We start from the raw sequence: 16,632 nt of genomic DNA on the forward strand, positions 1-16,632 counted from the left end.
AAACATTTGCGTTACCGCTCTCATCTTTCATCTCTCATCTTTCTATTCCCTTCTTCTGACAAAGTCTCGAATTTCCGGGTCAAAACTTTGATGTACTCCACCCTTCTGAAGCGCAGGGCACTCCAATCTTCGTTGACGGCCACCATTCTTACACTTTCAAGTCCGAGTTTGCCCAAAGCTGCCCAACCGGTATCCCGATTGAAATTACACTTGTAGCGTTTGGAGGTACCTTTGGGATACACAAACCAAATGATGGGATCAGCTTCCAGGCGGCCTTGCAGACTGTGCGCAATGGCTTCAATTTCGGACAACTGGGTCACGAAGAAAAGGGCAAATTGAGGTTTTTCTACTTTATCCAGGCTATCGACCAATTCGGTCACGCTCTGAATGTAATGGGCAAAGTCGCTCAATTCAGCAGGGAGATTGAGCAAGAGTATGGGGGATTGGTCTTTGTAGTTGAGTTTTTTGAGGAGCTGTTCCATATTACTCAATTTTTATTTTTTACAAAACCTTGCAAAAACCCCCAGCGGCAACTTCCTCCCCCCCTGATCCTGGATGTACAATTCCCCATTTTCTACCTCTTGTGCAAAAGGAAAGTATTGCTTGGCCAGATTTTCGGCAATCAGGGCAGAGAAGCCCATTGAATACAAGTTGAGGATCAACAAATGATGTTCCGGGTCCAGGATTTGCCCACAATGCTCCAATAGTTCAGGCAAGTGTTTTTCCAATAACCATTTTTCACCCTCCGGGCCACGGCCATACGCCGGTGGATCCAGGATGATGGCCTGGTATTTACGGCCTCTTTTGGCTTCTTTGCGTACAAATTTTAGGGCATCCTCCACCGTCCAGCGGATGTTGCTCAGTTGGCTGGCCTCCATGTTTTGGCGGGCCCAGCTTACCACAGGTTTAACCGAATCCACATGGACCACGTCGGCACCAGCAGCTTTGGCGGCCAAGGAGGCACCACCCGTATAGGCAAAAAGATTGAGTACTACGGGTTGATTGACGTCCATTTGTTGTAGCCCCCGGTAGATGTAGTTCCAGTTTTCAGCCTGTTCCGGGAAAATGCCAACATGTTTGAAGGAGGTAAGCCCCAATCGAAAGGCCAAATGCATCCCATCATGGTGGTAGCGAATATGCCATTGTTCGGGCATGCCGGGTTTGAGTTCCCAATTGCCATCCTCGGCATTTGCGGCTGCACCAGATTTGCGATTAAAGGTCGCAAGGGCTTTTTTGTTCCACTCTGCTTCGCTCAGTGCAGGCGACCAAATGGCTTGGGGCTCTGGGCGTGAAAGCACGTAAGGTCCAAAGCGTTCCAATTTTTTAAAATTGCCGCTATCGATGAGCTCGTAATCCTCAAAAGGAGGTAAGGGTAATGCCTGCATAGTTGCGAATACACCAAAATAAACCTTTCAGAGTAGGTTAAGTGCACGAATTTGTGCAGTTTTAGCACTCTGTTTTATTTAAGGTGAAGAAGTAAGGTTATGTCAACGGCAAAGATAATCAGCAGTCTGCAAAATCCATTGATTAAAAACATCGGCAGTTTACTGGAGAAAGCCAGGGAACGGCGCAAACAGGGTTTGTTGGTAGCTGAGGGCTTGATCGAAGTGGGGATGGCCTTGCGAGGAGGTTTTACAGTGGAACAGCTCTTATACAATCCGGACCTCACCCCAGAAGAAAGCATCCAGCAAGTTTTAAAGCACCAGCCCGCTGCTGCTCAGCATTTGATTCAGGTAAGTGGTGCGGTGATGGAAAAAGTCGCGTATCGGGCGAACGTGCCCAATGTAGTCGCAGTATTGCGCAGCAAGTCCCTGGATTTAAACGAATTTAAGGTTAAAGCAAATCCTTTGATCCTGGTGCTTGAAACGGTAGAAAAACCAGGTAACTTGGGAGCCATTTTGCGTACTGCCGATGCTGCCGGAGTAGATGCGGTACTATTGTGCGATCCCCAAACGGATTGGTATAACCCCAATGTAATTCGGGCCAGTTTAGGCGCAGTATTTACTGTACCCATCTTTAGTACAACTGCCGCGGAAGCGCTGGAATGGCTACAAAAACACCAGATTCGGATTTTTGCCACCCACCTGGAAGCCAGTTACCCCTATTACGATTGTGATTTGCAGGGACCCACTGCCCTCGTGATGGGAACTGAAGCGGATGGAATCTCTACTTTTTGGGTTCAAAATGCCCATCAGCGGGTCATTATCCCAATGCAGGGCCTAGTTGATTCGATGAATGTTTCTGTTTCTACGGCTATTTTATTGTTCGAGGCATTGCGCCAAAGAAAGTAAATTGTTCTTCCTGGCAATTGAAATTGTTATGAGTATTTCGAGTATAAACTGTGGCTAATCGCTTTTATTTCGTCATAAAGTAAATGGCTTAGGGTAAATTTGTTATAAAAGGCTGCACAAGTTTTTTATTTTGACGACAAATCAAAAAACAAAACGCTTGACCCTAATTATTTTGATCACAAGAGACGTATTATGAACACAGACAAATCAGCTTTTTTCAACGCTATATTTCTGGTGTTTTTCTTTGCTTTAATCAGCAATGTACTGATGGCACAGGAAGACCATACTACTCCTTTGCCTCCTCAGATGGGTAAGGCAGATACGGATGGGCCACACCTTTTTTACCGCAAAAATAAGGTGTATATCCGACAAATCCGGATGAAAGACACTACGGCTGTAGCGACGCTCGATTCCATTGAGGCCAAACAGAAGGATGCTATAAAAATTGAGTGCCGCTTTACCAAAAATCCTGAATGGAATTTCAGCACCAAGCTAAAATCCAAATACAGAATTGAAAATACAGAGTACCCCAAGGCTGAAAAAATCCTTGCTGTATCCGACATTGAGGGCAATTTTGGGTCCTTTCGCAATTTTTTGATCTCACATAAAGTAATCGACGAAAAGTACAATTGGACTTTTGGCAAAGGCCACCTGGTTTGTGTTGGTGATTTTTTTGACCGTGGCCCCAATGTCACTGAAACCCTTTGGCTCATTTATGACCTAGAAGAAAAAGCCAAAGCTGCCGGGGGGTATGTACATTACATTTTGGGCAATCATGAGATTCTGAACATGTCCAATGATCATCGCTATGTGCATCCCAAATACATGCGCAATGCCGATTTGTACCAGGAGCCCTACGTTAACTGGTTCAAAAGGTCCACCGAACTAGGCCGCTGGCTGGAGACCAAAAACGTAGTGGAAAGAATTGGCGACTTTATCTTTGTCCATGGTGGATTGTCACCCGATTTGAACTACATTGACAAAACCCTCTCCGAAATCAACAATATGATGCGCCCATTTTACTTCATTCAAGAAGATGTTTTCCGCATCGACGATGAGATATTGAGGTTTATGTTTGGTGACAATGGCCCACTTTGGTACCGAAACTACGTGATGGCCCAGGCCCAGGATGCTGAAATAGAAGAGTCCTTGCGGAAATTTGGGGGGAAGCACATCGTGGTTGGCCATACGCTGGTCAATGCCGTCAGAACTTTTTATGGGGGCAAAGTGATCGCCATCGATACTCGCCATGTGGATCCCAATTCAACGGCATTTCTGTATGAAGGGGGGAAATTTTTCAGGATTGATCAGCTGGGGAAACGCGGGGAGTTAAAATTTTAAGCAGTGAAAATGAAAATGCCAGTAGCACCGAAAAGTTACTGGTATTTTTTTTGTTAAAAATAACTAGAAAAATAGTTGATAAACTACAAAACTAGTTGTATGTTTGTCTTACACAATTAAGCAATACAATGAAGCGACTTACGCGCAAAGAAGAAGAGCTGATGCAAGCCCTGTGGAAACTGGAACGAGCCTTCGTCAAGGACCTCATCGAGCTACTGCCCGAGCCAAAGCCGCACTACAACACGGTATCAACGGTGATTCGCAAACTGGAAACCCAAGGCTTTGTAACCCATGAAGACTTTGGGGGCACTCACTGTTACTTACCCAAAATTAGCAAGGAAGCCTATCAACGCCAGTTCCTAGGGGATTCCATGGCTGCGTATTTCGACAACTCCTACAAGAACATGGTGGCATTTTTTGCCCGCGAGAAAAAAATTACGCCTGAAGAACTGAAAGACATCTTAAAAGCCATTGAAAAAGGAGAGTAGTCAGATGCCTCTCGTAATCCTGTAATACCCATGCAAGGTTTGGTTTATTCCCATTTGCTGCAAGCAGTAGTGCTGCTGCTTGCTGGTACCCTGCTTTACAGTTTGATGTTTTGGCGAAGTACCTTTTTGCGCTGGAATCGGGTTTTGTTGTGGAGTATCTTGCTTGCTTCGCTGATCCTGCCATTCGTGCATTTGCCAGCAGCATGGACAGTTCATTTTTGGCAAAAAAAGGAGGCAATTGCTGCACCTAAACCTAATTTGGAAACAGGTGGAGGTCTGCCTGAACCCCAATTTTTTTATGAAATAAATCCAGCTGAGCAAGTAACTACGCTGCAGGTGGAGGAGAATCTTTCGGCAAAACAACCCCAGATACCAATTACCCCACTGTTATTTCTTCTCTATGCTCTAGGTTGTTTTGTTTTTGGCATACGCTTTTTGATACACTTGTTTTCGCTGTTTAAATTATTCCGAAAAGCCCACCTTGAGCAGAGGGATGGCTACTACCTGGCCTTTTGCCATGGGGAATTGTCTCCTTTTGCTTTTGGGCGTACCATTTTTTTATCCGAAGCCTTGCTGCAAAGTGAAGACTTGAAACTGATCCTAGCCCATGAGTTAGCGCATGTTCGACAGCGGCATACTCTAGATATTCTGGCGGCAGAGCTGCTACTCGTCTGGCAGTGGTTCAACCCCGGTGCTTGGCTGTACCGCCGACTGGTAGAAACCAACCTGGAATATTTAGCCGATCGCAGTGTGTTGCAGCAGCAGTGGAATAAAAAACAATATCAGCTGAGTTTGCTGAATTGGTCGAACGCCAATGTCAGCAACAGCCTTTCTACTTCCTACAATTTTTCACTCCTCAAAGAAAGAATTATGATGATGAATCGGAAACCCGCGTCAAAAGTGTATTTGTTGGGTTATGCAGTGGTTTTGGTCCTACTGCCGATGTTGTCGGTTTTTAACCAGCCTGTATTGATAGCCAACCCCGCCTCGCCCCTTCAAAGGTCTGAGGCCATTGATCAAGCCCTCATTGATCCTGGTTTAGCCCAATCAGTAACTATCTCAGGGGGCAAACTTGCTCCGGGTTTACCCAAGCCCACAACCAAAAATGTAGAATATGCGGTAGATACGATTGTCCCAAAGCAAGATGAAAAGAAATTTTTTGTGTTGGTGTTTAGTTTGAAGCTGACCAATGAAGAGCAAGAAAAATTGCTCAACTTATCGCTACCCTGGGGAAGGAAATTGGAAGTAATACGGAGTGATAAAGGCAAAATAATTGGTGCTAGAATAATCAGTCCATCCGGTGGAAGTTGTGCGGTTTGGCATGATGAGAACTATGAACTTCCCATTGTGATTTATGGAGAACCGAATGGTTGTTCTACGGGAACCTTCGATCAGGATTTTCTAAACAAACTTATTGCCAATCAGTGGGAAAATACCATTGAGCTAATCACTTTGGGATTGCCCAATGACAAAATAGTGCTTGAAGCCTATCGCCAAAAAATTACTGACCATGAGCAAAAAGAAATTAAAGAAAGACTTGAAAAACTTGCATCAAACAATTGGGTAGAATCGGCATCTAGCGGAAGCACAACTTATCGTATTCCTGTACAAGAAAAATCCTGGGAATATGTGAAGAAAAAAATTGGAGACTTTGCCACTAATGGTAAACAATTCATCGTCTCAATCAATGGTCAGGTATTTGAGTCCATACTTCCTGAAATAGATATCAGCAAGGTAAAAAAGATGATTTTATATGAAGGAAGAAAAACGGAATACATCCCAGGTACACTAATGGTTAAACGAACAGAACCCGCTAATTTACGCCTGGAAATCGATATGGATTGAAGTTCTCTTATTCTATTAGATTTTTTGCCACAAAGGCACAAATCACTATTAAACAATGAATTTGTGCTTAGTGTCTTTGAGTCTTTGTGGCAAAAAATAAATATGTTCAGTAGTGTGAGTTCCTATTCAAATTTTGAAATAAGAAGCGAAATATAGAATTACTGATTATAGTGTTGAATTTTCTCTTGGGGCCTCCTCCTTCGGAATAACCCCTGCTCCAATTTTGCGCAATAGCCTCATCCGTAAGGCCAAGGGCAATGCATTGTTCAACAAAATCATAATCTGGTTCATCACACCCGGAATAATAATGCGTTTGCCTCTGAACAAACCATTGAGCGCAACAGGGGCCACCTGATTGGGGTACATCACGACCAGTTTGGCCTTGCGTCCACTGCGTTGAATGCGTTTGAGGCCATCCTCGTTGGTTACCACCGGGCCGGGGCACAAGGCACTTACACTGACTCCGGTATCGGCCAACTCTTCGCGCAAGGAAAGGGAAAAGGCGGTCACAAAGTGTTTAGTGGAGGTATACGCCGTTTTGAAAGGCATCGGCATCAGGCCTTCCATACTGCTGGTATTGAGAATGTAGGCTTTATCTAGTTGTTTCAAGTGCGGCAAAAAATGATAGGTCATTTCAAACATCACCTGATTGTTGAGCCGCAGCATCGTTTGGTATACGCCAAGGGGAATTTTATTCAGGATGTCACCGCGGCCAAAGCCGGCATTGTTGATCAGGATATCTACGCTGTATTCATTTTCCTGGCACCAGGAGTACACTTTCAGCGGAGCATCAGGTGCAGTGAGGTCGATGCCAAAGGGCTGTGCCGCTACTCCATATTTTTGTGCAATTTCACTGGCCGCAGCGTGCAATTCCGGGCCATCCAATGCTACTAGTAACACATTTCTGCCTCTTTGGGCGCATTCCTCCGCCAACGCACGACCAATGCCCATGCTGGCGCCGGTAATGAGAGTGTAATGCTTTTCCATAACAAACAACTTAGCGTTTTATTCCTGCCTCTTCCGTTTCAGTAAACGTTCAACTAACGGTTTTTCGATCCAGGCGATGGCCGCAAAATAAGCCAAAAGAATCAAAAAGTTGATGCTCAAAATCACCGGAAGTGCTCCTTGTGCCAGGTGCCGCAGCCCTTCACTCAGGCCATAAGCGAACAAAGCCAGCAAGAAGTACAAGGCCATTCGCCCGAGTGGGTAATGAATAGGATGGTATTTTTGGCCCGCCATATAACTGACGATGGTCATGAAGACATAACAAATCAATGCGGTCCAGGCCGGAGCGTAATAGCCATACCCCTGTTTGATGAGTACCACATTCAGCACAATGGTAATCAGGGAGCCACCCAGGGCTACCCAACCGCCAACTGCCGTGCGGTCGATCAACTTGTACCAAATGGAAAAAGTGGTAAACAAGCCCAAAAACAAATTGGCCAGCAAGAGTACTGGCACTGTATCCAAACCTTCTCGAAAGTTTTCACCCAAAAACAATCCCACCCAATCTATATTCAACATAATGCCCAAAAAGGCGATGCAACTTACCAAAGTGAAGGCTTGGGCCACTTGTCCATAGACCTTTTCCGAGCCTTTTTCATTGGCATTCCGGAAAAAGAAAGGTTCCGAAGCATAGTTGAATGCCTGAGTGAAAAGGTTCATCATCACGGGGATTTTCACTGCTGCGGAATAAACGCCCACCTCTTCCAGGTTCGTATTCAAATCCCCAACACCTAAAAATTTCAACAAGGGTGTACCCAAAAACTGGTTGATCACCCCGGCTATCCCGGCAAGTACCAAAGGAAAGGAATAACGCAACATCTGGCGCAGCAAGGCCCAATCGATCTGCAATTTCATGCGCAGGTAAGTTGGCAATACCTGCAACAAATTCACCGCACTGCCTACTACATTGGCCAGAAATACATCACCCACCATATTGTCCTCAAAATGCAGGTATTGCAACCATTGCCAGGCGGCTTTTTGCTCCAGTTTTGGACAAAAATAGAGGTAAAAAAACACCAGCAGAATATTGACAACAACGTTGGTCAATTTAATTCCCATGAAGCGCAAGGGGCGATTCTCAAACCGCAGGCGTGCAAAAGGGATGGCCGTCAACGTATCTAGCCCCAAAATCAATATCAAGGCTATAATAAATTCTGGATGCTTCGGATATTGCTGAAGATCAGCAATGGGCTGCGCCAAAAAAAGCGCGATCCCCGTAAAAACGAGTGTAGACAACAACAAAAACAAAGTAGAAGCAGAAAAAGTCCGTTCTACGTCTTCCTTTTTTTGAGCGTAGCGGAAATAAGCCGTCTCCATCCGAAAAGTCAAAAGGATGTTGAATAGCGCTACATAGGAATACAAATCATTAAAGATGCCGTAATCCGCCTTGCTCAACACCCGGGTCAAAAAAGGAGTCAACAAAACAAAATTGAGCAAGCGCGGCAAAATGCTGCTCATGCCATAAATGGCGGTTTCTCCGGCGAGTTTTTTGAGTAGAGACATTTATAGAAAGATGAAAGATGAGAGATGAGAGATGAAAGAGGCTACCGCAGGGACTTAGACAAGGTTATTGTCAAAAACGCTGCGGCAGCCTCTTTCATCTCTCATCTTTCATCTCTAATAAATTAGTTTTCCCAATTTTTCTTCTCCTGCTCCACATGGTGCAAGATCACCCTGATGCCATATTTTTCTTTCAGGTGTTTGGCAAGGGCATCGGCGGCGTATACGGAGCGGTGCTGGCCTCCGGTGCAACCAAAATTGACCGTTAGGTTGGTGAAGCTGCGCTCGATGTAGTCTTCCACGGCAGCATCCACGATGCGGAATACATTGTGTAGGTATTCGTCCATAGTGCTGTGTTGCTTGAGAAAATTGATGACCGATTCGTCGCGGCCAGTCAATTTTTTATAAGGCTCGTAGCGCCCTGGGTTGTGGATAAAGCGACAGTCAAATACAAAACCGCCGCCGTTGCCACTGCTGTCTTCGGGAATGCCGCCAGCATGGTACGAAAAACTATTGACCCCTACTGTGAGCAAACTGGTGCTACTTTTGATCTTATTGAAAGGCTCAAATTTTTTGGAGTCCAAAATCCGTTGCATCGCTTCCCGCAGGTGCGGCAGTTCGATGGGCAATTGCCAGTTTTCCAAAAGCCCCTTGATGTTGCGCAAGCCGTGGGGGATACTTTTGAGGAAATGCTCTTTGCGTTCAAACAGTCCTCGGAATCCATATGCCCCCAACACCTGAATGTTGCGGATCAATACATAACCATTGTAGTGTTCGATGAAGCGGTCGGGATTAATCGGCGTTAATTCACCGGCAACTTTGATGTAATGTTGCAGAATTTCCTGGCGAATATCCGGCGGAATATTGGCTTTGGCCTGAAACAACAAAGAGGCCAAATCGTATTGGAGGGCGCCACGGCGGCCACCCTGATAGTCGATAAAATAGGGCTCACCACTTTTGATCATGATGTTGCGCGACTGAAAATCGCGGAACAGGAAGTATTGGTTGTCCGCAGTAAGCAGGTAATCGGCCAGGTCGTGAAAATCTTTCTCCAGGGCTTGTTCATCAAAACGCACCCTGGTGAGCATCAGGAAATGGTATTTAAAATAGTTCAGGTCCCAAAACATGGCCTCCTTGTCAAAGGCAGGTTTAGGGTAACTGTGCTCGTAGTTCAAGTCCTTTCCCCCAATGATTTGCAAACGGGCCAGTTGCTCCACTACCCGCTTGTAGATTTGGGCCAGATAGTCAGGGAAGTAATCGTCATTTTGCAGCAAAAAACTATACAAGGTTGTAGAGCCCAAGTCCTCTTGCAAATACACCTTGGTGTTTAAATCTTCCGCATAAATTTCGGGAACCGGGAGCGATTTGCTGTGAAAATGACGGGTGAATTCCAAAAAGGCCCTGCTCTCCCGATCATTGGGGCTATAAGTGCCAATGGCCGCCCGCTCAGACCCCTGCAAGCGGTAATAAATCCGTTCAGAGCCAGAAGGTGCCAGAGGTAAAATCAATTTAGGGCTTTCACCTGCCCACTGCTCAAATAACTCAGCTAGCGCAGCTTCAATTTTTTGTGGAGTCATTCCAGTATGATGTTTCTCAACTTAGTAACGCAGGAAAATTAACTTCCCGATTTGGGTTTTGAATAGGAAGTCGAATGCTTCATATCAAGTGAACCTCCTATTCAAAAACCTCCAAAAAAATCAGGAAATAATTTTTTGCGTCATACTTAGACGCAAAACTATGAAATTATTTCAAGCGGAGGCGTTTAAGGATTCTGCGCCAGGACCAACGGCGGCGCGGCTCCTTGTCGAAGTATTCACTGCCATAACCTTGGCCATAACTGTACCCATACGACGAACTGTAGCCATACCCGTAGCCATAACCGTAACCTACCCTAGCCTTAAGCCCATTGAGTACAATCCCCACCTGAGGCAATTTGTTGTTGCTGTAAATGTCTTGAACCATGCGTAAGAACGGGGTGCGACTCATCCCAAAACGGGTAACGATTACGGTTTGGTCAATATGTGGATCAAGTAAAAGGGCATCAGTGACCAGTCCGACCGGAGCAGTATCCACAATGATGTATTGATAGCGCTTGCGCAACTCGATGAACAAATCCCGAGTGGCATCACTCATCAACAATTCAGCGGGGTTGGGCGGAATAGGACCGCAATCCAAATAATCAACCAATGGATGATCAGGCAAAGGCTGAATGAGCTCATCCAACGAAGCTTGCCCCACCAGATAATTCGTCACCCCCCGTTCGGCCTGGTGTCCAGTCAAGTACCGACTCAGTTTCGGTCTACGGATGTCCAAACCCAACAAAAGTGTTTTTTGACCAGAAAGCGAAATGCTGATGCCCAGGTTGATAGAAATGAAACTTTTGCCCTCTCCACTCACACTGGAACTGACGAGGATAACCTTTTGGGTTTCTCCCTTGGCCAGGTAATGCAAATTGGTACGCAACATCCGAAACATTTCCGCGATGGCTGATCGGCTACTGCGGTTAACGACAATGGATTTCCCGGCAGCAGATTGCATAATCCCTCCTAAAAAAGGCGCATTGGTGTGGCGGCGAATATCACCCTCGTCGTAAATCCGATTGTTGAAGTAGTCAAAAAGGAATACCACAAGTCCTGGCAACAAAAAGCCCATGAACAAGTACAAGGTAAAGGTTCGACGCCGATCCGGCGAAACCAAGCCCTGGCCAACTGGAGGGTTGAGGATGCGGGTATTGGACACCTGTGCTGCTACACTAAGGGCTGTTTCCTCTCTTTTTTGCAAAAGAAATAAAAAGAGTTGTTCTTTAATTTGTTGTTGGCGCAAAATCTGGAGTAATTCCCGCTCATAAGTGGGAATGGCGCTAATTTTATTTTCAATGGGTTTCAAACGTTTGCTGACCTGGGCACGGCGTTCGTTGAGTTCTCGACGAATAACTATAAAGTTGTCAAACAAAGGTTTACGCAGTTCCTCCACTTTTTTGTCCAATGATTTAAAGGCGGGATTGGTAGGGCCTGCGATTGCCGAAAGCTTTTTGCGTTCTTGGATGAGTTCATTATAGGCTTTGATGAGGTCTGCTGCAGCGCTACTTGACAATAGCTCTGAACTTAGGGGCAGCGATTCGTTTTGTGCATTGGGGTCATTGAGTTTTTTTTCAATGGCGTCCAGCATGGTTAGGCGCAAATCAAGCTCCATCAGTTGTTCATCCGCAGTGGAAACTTTAGTAAGGTATTCGCTGGCCTTACTTTCAATGGCCACTGGTAAATCTCGGCTGCGTTTGTACCCTTCAACGTCTTTTTCAACGTTGTATAGCTCCTCAGTGATAAAACCTAATCGCTCATCAATAAATTCCAACGTTTTGCGCCCTGACTCATTTTTTATTTCAATCTGACTGTTGTCAAACTCATTGACCAGGGTTTTGAACACATCAATACACTTCTCAGCTACAGGGTCGCGCATGCTGAGGTTGAGCACATTGGAACCCGGCACGGGCTGAATCACCAGCTTTTCTGCATACTCCGCAGCGGTACCTTCTGGATAATTGATGCGAATTAAAAATTCCGTTCCCGGCACCGCGCCGGCCTGACGGCTCAGGGTATATTCAATTTGGTTGAGGACAAATGGGGTGTCGTAATGACAAGTTAAGGTGTCGTTTTCCCCTTTTACCAAGGTAAAATCGTAATCGTTCAGTGTACGCACCCGTAACGAAGTGCCATAAGCCATTACTTGTGGCAGCGCGCTAATTAGCACCAAAGGGCAGCTGGGGCCGTACATCTCGCTGGTTTTTACCCGTCCGACTGTGTAATAGGTTACGTTGAGGTTGAGCGAATCCACTACCCGGCGCATCAAAGTCGTCGACTTGAGTACCTGAATTTGGTCATCCACATTGGATTCTTGCTCCAGCCCCAGTTTTTCGGTAATGATTTCTTCCGAAATGCTGCTTTTGGCATTGTCTTCCAATAAAATACTACCACCTACCTGGTATATATTGGTTGCGTAACGCAACTTGAGCCAGGCAATGCTGTAGCCAATCATAAGCCCCAGAATCAACCAATACCAGTTCCGTAAAAAGAGGAAAAAAAAGTACTTGATGTCCAGCTCTTTATTGCCACTGGGAGAGGCAGCGCCATCAGCATGATTGTAGGGTGTAGGTTGTGAATTATCCATTGGTCAAAAGTACAAAAGATTTGAAAATTTCCGCCCACTATTTACGGACAAAACTGGTAGTATCTGCTTCTGTACCAGCATCATTGCCCGACCGATGGCCTGATCCATATCGTAATACCGGTATTCCCCCAAGCGGCCGCAAATGAGTAAATTGGGAATTTTTTGGGCGCGTTGGCGGTATTGTTGATAAAGTCCTTGATTTGTATTGTCAGGAAAGGGGTACTCATATTGGTCTATATCCTGCGGGCTGAAAGGGGTTTCACGGGTGATTAATGTGCCAGAAATAAACTGCTGTTGCTCCAGGCGAATTAAGTGTTTCCATTCCAGCGTGCGGATATGGTCCCCGGTTTCCAAGGCTGGGTTGTTGACCTGCGCACATGGCTGGTACCAATTCGTATTGGGCAAATAATGGTGTTCCCGCTTTTGCCCACGGTAGTGCAGACGGCCCAGATCAAAGCCAAAAAAAGCATCAATCGGCCCGGTGAAGACGGTAAAAGAAGCAGGTTCTAAGGATTTTTGCTCTTGGAGGTAATCCACGCCCAGATGGAGTTCTATTCCGTCCAACATCCTGGTCATCCATTGGGCATATCCGTCCACAGGGAGACCTTGCCATTTATAGCCGGGAGTCAAATGTGGATCATCGTCGTAATGAACCTCAAAACGTTTGACCAAATCCGGGCTGAGTTGCTTCGGTTCTACACCCCATTGTTTGAAGGTATAATTTTTGACAAACTTTTCATACACTTCTACTGGCATCAATTGAAGGGCTGCTTCTTCAAAATTGGTGGCAGGAAGGGAAGCAGCAGTAAAAAAACGGGACTTGTGGTATTGCTCGGCACCAATTCGCTTTAAATAGGCCGCGAGAATGGGCCAGTTCTCGTATTGCCCGTCAACATATGATTTCACCACCGCTCGATAGGAAAAAAAAGAGCCAAAACGCTGCACGTAAGCCCAAATCACCTCTGAATTGGTTCGAAAATAATGTGGCCCATAACTATGTACCCGGATGCCCGAAGAGTGTAAAAAGTCGTGTACATTGCCCCCTATCTGAGCACGGCGCTCAAATACAGTGACAGCATACCCCTGATCGTGCAACAAGCGTGCAATGGTCGCTCCTGTCAAACCGGATCCCACAATATGGACGTTTGCACTCATCGTCTAAAAATGGCAATAATCAAGGTAATCAAAGATAAACCTGCTGAGCCGAAAGTAAAAATACGGCTGGTTTGATCAGTAATGCCTCCCACCTTCGCCTTGGTAGGTTGCACATAGATGAAATCGTTTTGTTCTAGGTAAAAATAAGGCGAAGCGAAAATTCCGGGGTCTTGCAAGTTGTGGTAAACGTATTGGCGCTGACCATCTTTTTCCCGAACCAACAGGATATTGGCTCGATCGGCATAATTGGTTAAATCCCCAGCCATGGCAATAGCTTCTAGCAAGGTTACCCTCTTATTAGAGAGGCGCACTAAACCCGGTTGGCCTACTTCCCCCAATATGGTAATCTTGAGGTTCAAAAACCGCAGGCTAACCACAGCATCAGAGACATAAGGCAAAATGCGATTAAGGATGGTATCGTGGGCTACACCGAGGGTTAACCCCCCCACTTTTACCCGGCCAATTACTGGAAAGTCGATGTAACCAGCTCGATCTACAAAATAACCAGTGAACAATTCTAAGGAATTGACTCCAGTTCCCCCGGTATTCTGTTGCATTAAATTGTTGTTCTGTTGGCCGAGTGCACCGCCCGCTTGAGGAGCAAAGGCTTTAACTGCCTCTGGTTCGAAACTGCTCACATTGATTTGCAACAAATCCTCCGGCTGAATGCTTAGATCAATGGAATTGGCAATGGCTTCGGCTTTGTTTAAAGGCAGTGGCCCCTGGTTGAAATTGACCAGTTGCTTGTGTTGTACACAGGAGCAAGTCAGGAGTAGTAGGGTAAAGAAGTACAGCATTCGCATGGATCAATGGTTTGAGGGGTTGAGAAGGTGGAGGAAGGTGGAGGAAGGTGGAGGCTGCCGCAAGAATGGGTATGTGTTTGTGTGTGATAGTGTGCGTGTCTAAGTGGCTCGCGGCAGCCTCAACCTTCCTCAACCTTCCTCAATTTTCCCCAACCAAATTTATCATTTACGTTTAAAAATATCGATGAATACATCCGCGATCCGCTCGGCAGCTCGTCCATCCCAAAGGGGTGGAATGCTACCTTTTTTTCCCCGACCTTCCAGTGCCTCCAGCATATGTTGATGCACTGTTTTGGGATTTAGATCAGCCAGTAGGGTATTGGTGCCCAAGTCCACAGTGACTGGGCGCTCGGTACTACTACGGAAAGTCAGGCAGGGCGTTTGTAAAAAAGTTGTTTCTTCTTGAATGCCCCCCGAATCGGTGATCACCAATGCAGCCCCTTCCATCAAACGCAAAAATTCCAGGTAACCCAAGGGCTCTGTTGTGATTAGATTCGGAATGCGCTCAAAACGCTCCAGCAGGCCAAAGTTCTCCATGTTTTTGAGCGTCCGTGGATGCACGGGAAATACGACCTGTCGGTATTGCACCGCATCTTCAATGATACTGAGAATGGACGTTAAACCTTCCTCAAAGTCAACATTAGAAGGGCGGTGCATGGTCATCAGGACGTAACTTTGGTCTTGGATTGTTGGTTTGTTGGGCAAAACAGCACTGTAACTCAACTGCCGAGCCCGGGCCTGGTAATGAACCAAGGAATCAATCATACAGTTGCCAACAAAAAAGATTCGCTCATCGGGCACGTTCTCTTTGGCCAAATTGATCATGCCACTCATTTCTGTAACAAACAAATAATCAGAAATACTATCGGTCAAAATCCGATTGATTTCTTCAGGCATGCCCCGATCCCCACTGCGCAACCCCGCCTCTACATGGGCCACCGGGATGTTCATTTTTACAGCTACCAGCGCACAGGCAATGGTGGAATTGACATCACCAACGACCAAAACCAGATCGGGTTGTTCTTTTTGCAAAACCTCTTCAAATGCCAGCATAATTTTGGCCGTTTGTTGGGTATGCGAACCACCACCTACACCCAGGAAATAATCGGGATTAGGCAATTCGAGCTGGGTAAAAAAAACGTCGCTCATTTTGGCGTCGTAATGTTGCCCGGTATGTACAATTTTGGATTCCAATTCAGTCCGGGCTTGAAAAGCACGGTGAAGTGGAGCAACTTTCATAAAATTGGGTCTGGCGCCAACAATGTTGAGAATTTTCATGTGGATTATTAATTGAGCAGGTCCTGGTTTTTGAATGTATGGCGTTGCAAAATTCGCAAAATGTCCTTTTGCTGGAGAGCAGCCTGGAGTTCCTTTAAGTGCCTGGCATTGTGCATATCTGTCCCCAGGTAGCTCACCATATTTTTATCAAGTAAGGTTTTGGCCCATTTTGCTACCGGAGGCCCATAGTGCCCGGTAAGGGAAAGAATATTGACTTGTAAATCACAACCCAGGTCACAAATGCGTTCCAAAGCAGCGAGGTTTCCAAGGTAATAGCTGTATCGTTCAGGGTGGGCCAAAATGGGGAAATACCCCTGGAGCCGCAGTTCGAAAATCCGGGTTTCCAAATCGGGCGGAGCACCAAAAAAAGACAATTCCACCAAAACCCGTTTGCCAGGCATGGGCAAAATTTCCCCTTTTGCAAACAATTCAGCGGTAAAAGAATCGAGATGGTATTCGGCGGAGGCTTCCAGCCTAAACGTTAACCCAGCCTGATGGATGGCACGGCGCAGCTCTTCCCAGCCATTCTGGATGATTGTCCCCGTATTCGGATAATAATCGCCCATCACATGGGGTGTTGTAATTGCGCCGCTGTAGCCCAGGTGAATGAGCCCGCGGATCAGTTCCAGGCTTTCCTCTACGGTTTCAGCTCCATCATCAATACCAGGAATGAGGTGCGAATGCATGTCTATTCCCAGTACTGAGAAGTCGCCAGGCTGGGTAGGTTGAGTGGAACCACGCGAGAACAATTTTCCAAACATA

General features: G+C 46.0%; 14 protein-coding genes. 4 read left to right on the top strand and 10 right to left on the bottom strand.

All coding sequences use genetic code 11. The annotated features are described in order from the left end of the window. Positions 1-20 precede the first annotated feature (20 nt). Positions 21-482: a hypothetical protein gene (locus SFV55_RS27065; RefSeq protein WP_320032716.1), complete on the bottom strand. Its 462-nt coding sequence runs from the start codon at positions 480-482 to the stop codon at positions 21-23. Positions 483-494: 12 nt separating this feature from the next. Then, positions 495-1,385: a class I SAM-dependent methyltransferase gene (locus tag SFV55_RS27070; protein WP_320032717.1), complete on the bottom strand. Its 891-nt coding sequence runs from the start codon at positions 1,383-1,385 to the stop codon at positions 495-497. 99 nt (positions 1,386-1,484) lie between these two features. Between SFV55_RS27070 and SFV55_RS27075 the strand changes: the two genes are divergently transcribed. The 4 genes from SFV55_RS27075 (at position 1,485) to SFV55_RS27090 (ending at position 5,965) form a co-directional block, all read left to right on the top strand. Continuing rightward, a complete protein-coding gene (locus tag SFV55_RS27075; protein ID WP_320032718.1) occupies positions 1,485-2,291 on the top strand; it encodes an RNA methyltransferase in 807 nt (268 codons plus the stop codon). Positions 2,292-2,483: 192 nt separating this feature from the next. Further along, on the top strand, positions 2,484-3,632 hold the full coding sequence (locus SFV55_RS27080; RefSeq protein ID WP_320032719.1) for a metallophosphoesterase: 1,149 nt from the start codon (positions 2,484-2,486) through the stop codon (positions 3,630-3,632). Positions 3,633-3,760: 128 nt separating this feature from the next. Next, positions 3,761-4,120: a BlaI/MecI/CopY family transcriptional regulator gene (locus SFV55_RS27085; RefSeq protein ID WP_320032720.1), complete on the top strand. Its 360-nt coding sequence runs from the start codon at positions 3,761-3,763 to the stop codon at positions 4,118-4,120. A gap of 30 nt (positions 4,121-4,150) precedes the next feature. Then, positions 4,151-5,965: a M56 family metallopeptidase gene (locus tag SFV55_RS27090; RefSeq protein WP_320032721.1), complete on the top strand. Its 1,815-nt coding sequence runs from the start codon at positions 4,151-4,153 to the stop codon at positions 5,963-5,965. 165 nt (positions 5,966-6,130) lie between these two features. Here SFV55_RS27090 and SFV55_RS27095 read toward each other — a convergent pair whose 3' ends face one another. The 8 genes from SFV55_RS27095 to SFV55_RS27130 all read right to left on the bottom strand — a co-directional run bounded on the left by SFV55_RS27095 (position 6,131) and on the right by SFV55_RS27130 (position 16,631). Beyond that, positions 6,131-6,952 carry an SDR family NAD(P)-dependent oxidoreductase gene (locus SFV55_RS27095; protein ID WP_320032722.1) on the bottom strand — a complete coding sequence of 274 codons (822 nt, stop codon included), beginning with the start codon at positions 6,950-6,952 and terminating at the stop codon, positions 6,131-6,133. Between the two features lie 18 nt (positions 6,953-6,970). Next, entirely contained in the window at positions 6,971-8,473 is a 1,503-nt protein-coding gene (locus SFV55_RS27100) for a lipopolysaccharide biosynthesis protein (RefSeq protein ID WP_320032723.1), read from the bottom strand. Positions 8,474-8,595: 122 nt separating this feature from the next. After that, positions 8,596-10,047: a phosphotransferase gene (locus tag SFV55_RS27105; RefSeq protein WP_320032724.1), complete on the bottom strand. Its 1,452-nt coding sequence runs from the start codon at positions 10,045-10,047 to the stop codon at positions 8,596-8,598. 166 nt (positions 10,048-10,213) lie between these two features. Continuing rightward, the gene (locus SFV55_RS27110; protein ID WP_320032725.1) at positions 10,214-12,634 is read right to left on the bottom strand and encodes a polysaccharide biosynthesis tyrosine autokinase; all 2,421 of its coding nucleotides are present in this window, start codon (positions 12,632-12,634) and stop codon (positions 10,214-10,216) included. A gap of 3 nt (positions 12,635-12,637) precedes the next feature. Next, positions 12,638-13,789 carry a UDP-galactopyranose mutase gene (locus tag SFV55_RS27115; protein ID WP_320032726.1) on the bottom strand — a complete coding sequence of 384 codons (1,152 nt, stop codon included), beginning with the start codon at positions 13,787-13,789 and terminating at the stop codon, positions 12,638-12,640. Continuing rightward, entirely contained in the window at positions 13,786-14,592 is an 807-nt protein-coding gene (locus SFV55_RS27120) for a polysaccharide biosynthesis/export family protein (RefSeq protein WP_320032727.1), read from the bottom strand. Before SFV55_RS27120 ends, SFV55_RS27115 begins: the two co-directional genes overlap by 4 nt. A gap of 162 nt (positions 14,593-14,754) precedes the next feature. Continuing rightward, positions 14,755-15,870, bottom strand: a complete 1,116-nt coding sequence (wecB, locus tag SFV55_RS27125; RefSeq protein WP_320032728.1) for a non-hydrolyzing UDP-N-acetylglucosamine 2-epimerase — start codon at positions 15,868-15,870, stop codon at positions 14,755-14,757. A gap of 8 nt (positions 15,871-15,878) precedes the next feature. Further along, complete coding sequence (locus SFV55_RS27130) at positions 15,879-16,631, bottom strand: tyrosine-protein phosphatase (protein ID WP_320032729.1); 753 nt, start codon at positions 16,629-16,631, stop codon at positions 15,879-15,881. Position 16,632 lies beyond the last annotated feature (1 nt).

Source organism: Haliscomenobacter sp. (assembly GCF_033763495.1).
In the GTDB taxonomy this organism is placed as follows: domain Bacteria; phylum Bacteroidota; class Bacteroidia; order Chitinophagales; family Saprospiraceae; genus Haliscomenobacter.

What these genes read in the sequence shown, in the direction of transcription:
- SFV55_RS27065 (WP_320032716.1), bottom strand. Translation starts at nt 482, where the DNA reads ATGGAACAGCTCCTCAAAAAACTCAACTACAAAGACCAATCCCCCATA.
- SFV55_RS27070 (WP_320032717.1), bottom strand. Translation starts at nt 1,385, where the DNA reads ATGCAGGCATTACCCTTACCTCCTTTTGAGGATTACGAGCTCATCGAT.
- SFV55_RS27075 (WP_320032718.1), top strand. Translation starts at nt 1,485, where the DNA reads ATGTCAACGGCAAAGATAATCAGCAGTCTGCAAAATCCATTGATTAAA.
- SFV55_RS27080 (WP_320032719.1), top strand. Translation starts at nt 2,484, where the DNA reads ATGAACACAGACAAATCAGCTTTTTTCAACGCTATATTTCTGGTGTTT.
- SFV55_RS27085 (WP_320032720.1), top strand. Translation starts at nt 3,761, where the DNA reads ATGAAGCGACTTACGCGCAAAGAAGAAGAGCTGATGCAAGCCCTGTGG.
- SFV55_RS27090 (WP_320032721.1), top strand. Translation starts at nt 4,151, where the DNA reads ATGCAAGGTTTGGTTTATTCCCATTTGCTGCAAGCAGTAGTGCTGCTG.
- SFV55_RS27095 (WP_320032722.1), bottom strand. Translation starts at nt 6,952, where the DNA reads ATGGAAAAGCATTACACTCTCATTACCGGCGCCAGCATGGGCATTGGT.
- SFV55_RS27100 (WP_320032723.1), bottom strand. Translation starts at nt 8,473, where the DNA reads ATGTCTCTACTCAAAAAACTCGCCGGAGAAACCGCCATTTATGGCATG.
- SFV55_RS27105 (WP_320032724.1), bottom strand. Translation starts at nt 10,047, where the DNA reads ATGACTCCACAAAAAATTGAAGCTGCGCTAGCTGAGTTATTTGAGCAG.
- SFV55_RS27110 (WP_320032725.1), bottom strand. Translation starts at nt 12,634, where the DNA reads ATGGATAATTCACAACCTACACCCTACAATCATGCTGATGGCGCTGCC.
- SFV55_RS27115 (WP_320032726.1), bottom strand. Translation starts at nt 13,789, where the DNA reads ATGAGTGCAAACGTCCATATTGTGGGATCCGGTTTGACAGGAGCGACC.
- SFV55_RS27120 (WP_320032727.1), bottom strand. Translation starts at nt 14,592, where the DNA reads ATGCGAATGCTGTACTTCTTTACCCTACTACTCCTGACTTGCTCCTGT.
- wecB (WP_320032728.1), bottom strand. Translation starts at nt 15,870, where the DNA reads ATGAAAATTCTCAACATTGTTGGCGCCAGACCCAATTTTATGAAAGTT.
- SFV55_RS27130 (WP_320032729.1), bottom strand. Translation starts at nt 16,631, where the DNA reads ATGTTTGGAAAATTGTTCTCGCGTGGTTCCACTCAACCTACCCAGCCT.